We start from the raw sequence: 5,676 nt of genomic DNA on the forward strand, positions 1-5,676 counted from the left end.
TGGGCATATAAAGCATTGCCCAGCAATAATGCAACAAAAAAGGTGGTTGCAAAAAGCCAATTATGGGTAGAAATTTTCATGTTGGTTAATTTATTTGTTAATCAAGAATCCTGTAAGTCAATCTATTCCATTCATTGACGCATGCTGTTGTGGGGTGTCAAATATGGCCTTCTCCTAATATTGTGAAAACCCCTACCTGACGATCCCAAAAGACGAGCAATCAATAAAACCCCTGCTACCTGCAGACTGAAATTACCGATCGCTCAGGTAATCGACAATCTCCTGGTGTTCATTATCTATTGCCAGTTGCATGGCGGTTTTCCCGTCTTTATTCAGGCCATCTTTTCTGGCGCCGGCGTCAAGTAATAATTTGACCTGGTCCAAATATCCTTCCCTGCAGGCCAACATCAGAGGGGTGTTGCCATCCCCGGCTACATGGTTCACATCTGCTCCATGATCAATGAGGAATTTGGATAATTCGGGCTTTTCCCAGATGATGGCAGCGGCCAGATTGGTATAACCTGCTGCCTCTCCTTCGGGAATAGGATTATCCACATCAGCCCCATGAGAGACCAGTATTTCCAGCACCCTGATAGCAGGTGGCTCTTTGGATACACAATAGCTACGCACCGCATTGTCAAAAGCAGAGGTTCCCAGCTTATTTTCTGCATTTACATCTGCTCCCTTTTCCAGCAACAGCCTCACTATATCGCCGGTTTTATCGCCTTTTCCTGCCCATACCAATGGGGTAGCTCCATCATCGGCAATCACGTCCACACGGGCACCTTTATCAAGAAGAAATTGAACCATATTCAGGTTTCCGCGGTAACAAGCCGTGTTGACCAGATAGCTGCCGCGTTCCCTTTGGTTTACATCAACACCATTGTTGATAACGATTTTAGCCGAGTCGTACTGGCGCATGAAAATGTGCCTCATGGCCACGGATATATCCTGACCAGGTGAATCAAAAAACAGGAATAATCCGAAAATGCCCAGGATAATAGGTTTAATGTACTTCATCTTTCTTTCTTTATTATTATAAATTGTATTGATTCTTATCTTATCAATATCATCTTTTGGGTATCTTTATATGCGCCTGCTTCTATACGGAAGAAATACACCCCGGCCGGCAGCGATTCCGAACGGAATTCCAATTCGTGATAACCCGGTGCCATCCTTTTATTGATCAACGTTCTGATTTTATGGCCCAATAGATTATAAATCTCAATTTTAACGTGTACTGCTTCAGGTAGATCGAAGCCAATACGGGTAGAAACACTGAATGGGTTGGGATAATTCGTTATGCTTTTTGAAACAGACAATGAATCCGGCTGTATTATCCCGATAACCTCCTTCTGCATGGCCGGCCCGCCTATATCTTTGATGATGCCGTTTTGAGCCAGGTCTTCATCCCCCCTGGCCCCATCCACAAAGTGGAGAATAATGCGGTCCTGTTTTATGTCTGCACCGGTTTCCCCATCATATAGAAATTCGTACCAGTGGGGATCAGGATTATCCTGGGTTGGGGCGTATTTGTAGTATGTCTCCGGTGCCATTCCATCGGGTATATGTAAAGTAACAGATGCTGAGCCGGCAGTATCTGTTCCGGTAAGGGTAAAGTCAAAGAATCCGATCGGAAATTCGAAATCCTCCGGTTGATCATCCGGGCTGGGGTTATCCTCAGCAGACACATCCTCGAGTTGTATGCCGGCAGACGTTTCAATAGTGACATACTCAGTGCCATCATACGTGTGGAGTGAAGCCACATAACCCTGTTGTGCATCAGGCAGACCATCCTTATTTCCGTCGTACTCGCCATCCTGACCGTCCACACCGGATTCCTCAGCGTCATCAACCCCATCATAGTCCATATCTGTGGGAATACCGGTGCATGTAGTTTCTTTTACAAGTTCTATTTCTGATTGAACCATGGAACCATCTATGAAATTATCCGGGGGAGTATTAACAGGCAATGAAGAGTTTTCGAAGGTTTGGGATGTACTTTCTCTGATTGCATTACTATTGATCAAATTACCGGAAGCACATCCATCCAGATAACCATCCGTACTGATCATAGTTAACCAGCCATCTCTTTCATACACGTCAAACTGATAGCTGCCGGCACTAACGATTGATCCGTGTGGGCTTACGATCAAGCCTGCACCAATCTGGTCTTTCCGGGCTGTAAATTCTTTCTGCCAGATGATTTCTCCGCTTGTCGTTAATTTCATGAGAAGCATATTTTCATAAGGACTTCCCAGACTATCATGTCGGTTTATGCTTCCAAGGGTATAAATATTATTGGGGGATGACATATCTATATCAGATATCCATTTCAGAATGTAAGGTTGTGGGTATGTGTATTGCCATAATGCATTACCAGATTCATTCATATATAGAAGGCAAAAATCATTATATACCAATGATCGAGCACCTTTTTTCTGCCATATAAGATCACCATTTGCATCTAATCTTATGAATCCTCCTTTAATGTCTCCACCTAACAAATACCCTCCATCCGGGTGGTTTTCCATAAAGTTCATGCCATTAACCGCTATTAAAAAGTCACCGGAAATCGTTTCCAGAACAGCGGCTGCATTTTCATAATCTATCATTTCCCCCATCCGTTTTTGCCAGAGAAGTGTTCCCATTGAGTCAAATTTTCCCACCCAGATATCAGGATCATAAGGGTGAGGGATTCCCGGTATCGTCCGACCACAGGCAATGAAACAACTGTCAGAGGTGACTTGTACATCATTTATCCTTCCGGAATACTCTTCGTCTACCCTCTTCTGCCAGATGATTTCCCTGTTGTGATCCAGACGGGCAATCCACCGTTTTGCGCCGGAGGATCCAGCAGTTATATAACCCTTGTCCCATGTCTCTTGTGCAGCGTATATACACCCTGGTTCACTATCCGGTTTGTAAGCCTCCTGCCATAAGATATCTCCGTTTGTTGAAAGTCCTGCCAGATAAGCCATCAGGCCGGTCTTACCCCATACTAAAATTTCTCCGGTGGAGAGTGTGTCAAGCCCATAAAAATATGTATTGCTTTCCTCAATACCTGTACCGTAAGTATAAGAACCGTTATGGAGTTCACCTCCCGTTCCCCGGAGCGAAACGCTGAATACAGGCTGATCCGGGTCGTTGGAAGAGATCTCAAGCACAGCAGATTTCGGGCCCACCGACTGGGGTTGGAAGGTAAGATCAATAGTACATGAACCTTCAGGTGATATCACGCCACATTTATTAGAACAGTGAAACAATGAGACGTTGGGTCCGGAAATGTTGACGGATGAAATGTTCAACTGGCGTTCTCCGGTATTTTGTAGCAGTAGCTGTTCAGTAGCCAGGTTACCGACAGGCACTGATCCGAAGTCCAACACTTCTGTTTGAATTTCCAGCCGGGCTGAAGGGGTTCGGGCCAGTATGGAAACACTCACTTCAGGATTGTAGGGATCGTTGGAATAAATAAGAAGCTCCGCTGTATGCATCCCGGGTTCCGAAGGCTCGAAAACCACCTTCATCTTACAGCTGGTATTCTGTGCAATGGTGACGCATGATGACCTGTAAGAAAATGCGTCGGATTGGTCATTGGTAATTCGAACTGAGTCAATAACAAGCTCGGCATCACCATTATTTTCTATGATCAGATCTAATGAATCAATCTCGCCTACTTCAAGAGATTCAAATTCGAGATTATCAGGATCTGTAGCAATAACAGGATATGGAGTCCGACCGTTGATTGTTGCAGTGATCAAAGGTGTATCCGGGTCATCAGATTCAATGATCAGGGTAGTTTGCTTTTCTCCAATAATTTCCGGGGCAAAGGTGACCCGTACCTTACAGGAATCACCCGGGGCTATAGTGCTACAGGAATGATCAATTGAAAATTCGGCCGAATCTCCTCCGGCAAAATAGACCTCCTGGATATGCAGGTCCAGCACCCCGTAATTTTTAATATAAACCGAATCTATGGCGACTTCGCCGGTGTCAATGGTACCAAAAGACAGGTGTTCCGGTGACAGGGTTATATGTGGTGCCGGCACTTCCACGTGGTTGGTGACATACCAGATATTTTCCGGATTTTGCTGGTAACAGATATGGGCAAACCCTTCGGCATCAATGACGATATCAACCGATCCTTCGGTACTCTCACAGGTATCCAAAATTTCATAAGACCATGATCCGGTGGCATTCATTGCGTAGCGGAGTTCTTCCGATTTCAGGTGATAATAAGTCATGTGGCTGTTCCCGTTTGAGTCAACAGCAATGGCATGGCCCCCGCTATACCAGTCTCCGTCATCAACATGCTCAGAAATCCAACCGGCACCTGCTTTTGTTGCATACCGATGATTTTCCAAGGACTCCCCATCATCCGATCCCACGTAGCTGATATGGGGGATGCCTTCGGAATCGACCGCAATATCGATCACCATGCGTTCCATCTGTCCACCGCTCCAGTTGTCCTGAATGGAGATCACATCAGTCCAGTTCCCATCAGGGGCGTTGGTCTGATAGGCCGGACCCTGCGGTAAACCCCAATTGTAAAAGGCAAAATGTGCATAGCCGTCATCATCAGCCGCCACGGAAGTGGAGTTATAGGCATAATCTTCATACAGGTCAGAGATCACCCTCTCCTGCCATTGCCCCGATCGGTTTGTATAATAGAAGAGCGGCCCATTTGAAGCTATGCCGAAAGACTTAATATATCCCATATGCAGATATCCCTCCCCATCCACATCGAGGGAAAAGGCAGTAATCCCCAGGTCATTTGAAGTAACGGTTTCAGGTATTGACCAGCCGGTACCTCCATTGGACATATATTTCAGGGTGAATTCATCTGTATTCCAGTTTGCTTCAACATAAGCTACATGTAGTATGTTGTCTTTATCTACAACAGCTTCACATTGGGATACGATACCTGAGCGAACAAGGGTATCCTTTATCCATTCATCTTCCTGTCGGAATGCATATACCAAATCGCCTTCATAGGGTTCTGTAAGACAACATAGATGGATATTCCCTGTCGTATCGGACGCTATAGAGCCGCCGGCTCCAAATCCAACCAGCTCTTTCTCCCATTGACCGAAAAGGTGGGTCGGGATATTTATTCCCAATAACAAAAGACAGATAAATAGAACAGAAGGTAAACGTTTCTTTTTCATATGGGAAGGTTTTAGAAACTCCTGATCATTGCTCGAACTCATCTTTACTGAAACGATCACATCTTCACAAACTCCACCCGACGGTTGGTGGCTTTGCCTTCCGGGGTATCGTTGGGAGCAACCGGTATCGTTTCGCCAAAGCCTTTGGTGGCGAATCTGGCAGAATCAATACCCATCTGCATCAGCTTGTTGCATACGGTCTCTGCCCTTTGTTCCGAAAGGGTCTGGTTGAAATCCGTTTCCCCGTCGCTGTCGGTATGGCCCTCTACGCTGAAATTGAGCTCAGGATGTTCGCCCATGAGTTGGTATATCTCATTGATCACCCCCATCGATTCAGGCTTCAAAGTGGCTTTATTGACATCAAAGCGGATGCCGTTGGATACGATCTTCCCGTCGCTCAGAATGCGATCATATAATTCCACAGCCCCTTCCGCCAGACGGATATTCTTTATGAAGCGTGTTTCTAAGTCGGCGGGGGCAAACCGGTCGCAGCCAATGGTAATACCGG

At 45.8% G+C, this 5,676-nt stretch carries 3 protein-coding genes; all 3 read right to left on the minus strand.

Going from position 1 to position 5,676, the window contains the following annotated elements; translation table 11 throughout:
• Positions 1-252: 252 nt before the first annotated feature.
• The gene (locus tag KGY70_16160; GenBank protein ID MBS3776732.1) at positions 253-1,020 is read right to left on the minus strand and encodes an ankyrin repeat domain-containing protein; all 768 of its coding nucleotides are present in this window, start codon (positions 1,018-1,020) and stop codon (positions 253-255) included.
• Between the two features lie 35 nt (positions 1,021-1,055).
• Positions 1,056-5,168, minus strand: coding sequence for a choice-of-anchor D domain-containing protein (locus KGY70_16165; GenBank protein ID MBS3776733.1), 4,113 nt, complete (start codon positions 5,166-5,168; stop codon positions 1,056-1,058).
• Between the two features lie 56 nt (positions 5,169-5,224).
• Positions 5,225-5,676, minus strand: a 452-nt coding sequence (locus tag KGY70_16170; GenBank protein ID MBS3776734.1) for an OmpA family protein, incomplete at its 5' end; no start/stop codon positions are given.

The organism is Bacteroidales bacterium (genome assembly GCA_018334875.1).
GTDB lineage: Bacteria > Bacteroidota > Bacteroidia > Bacteroidales > UBA12077 > JAGXLC01.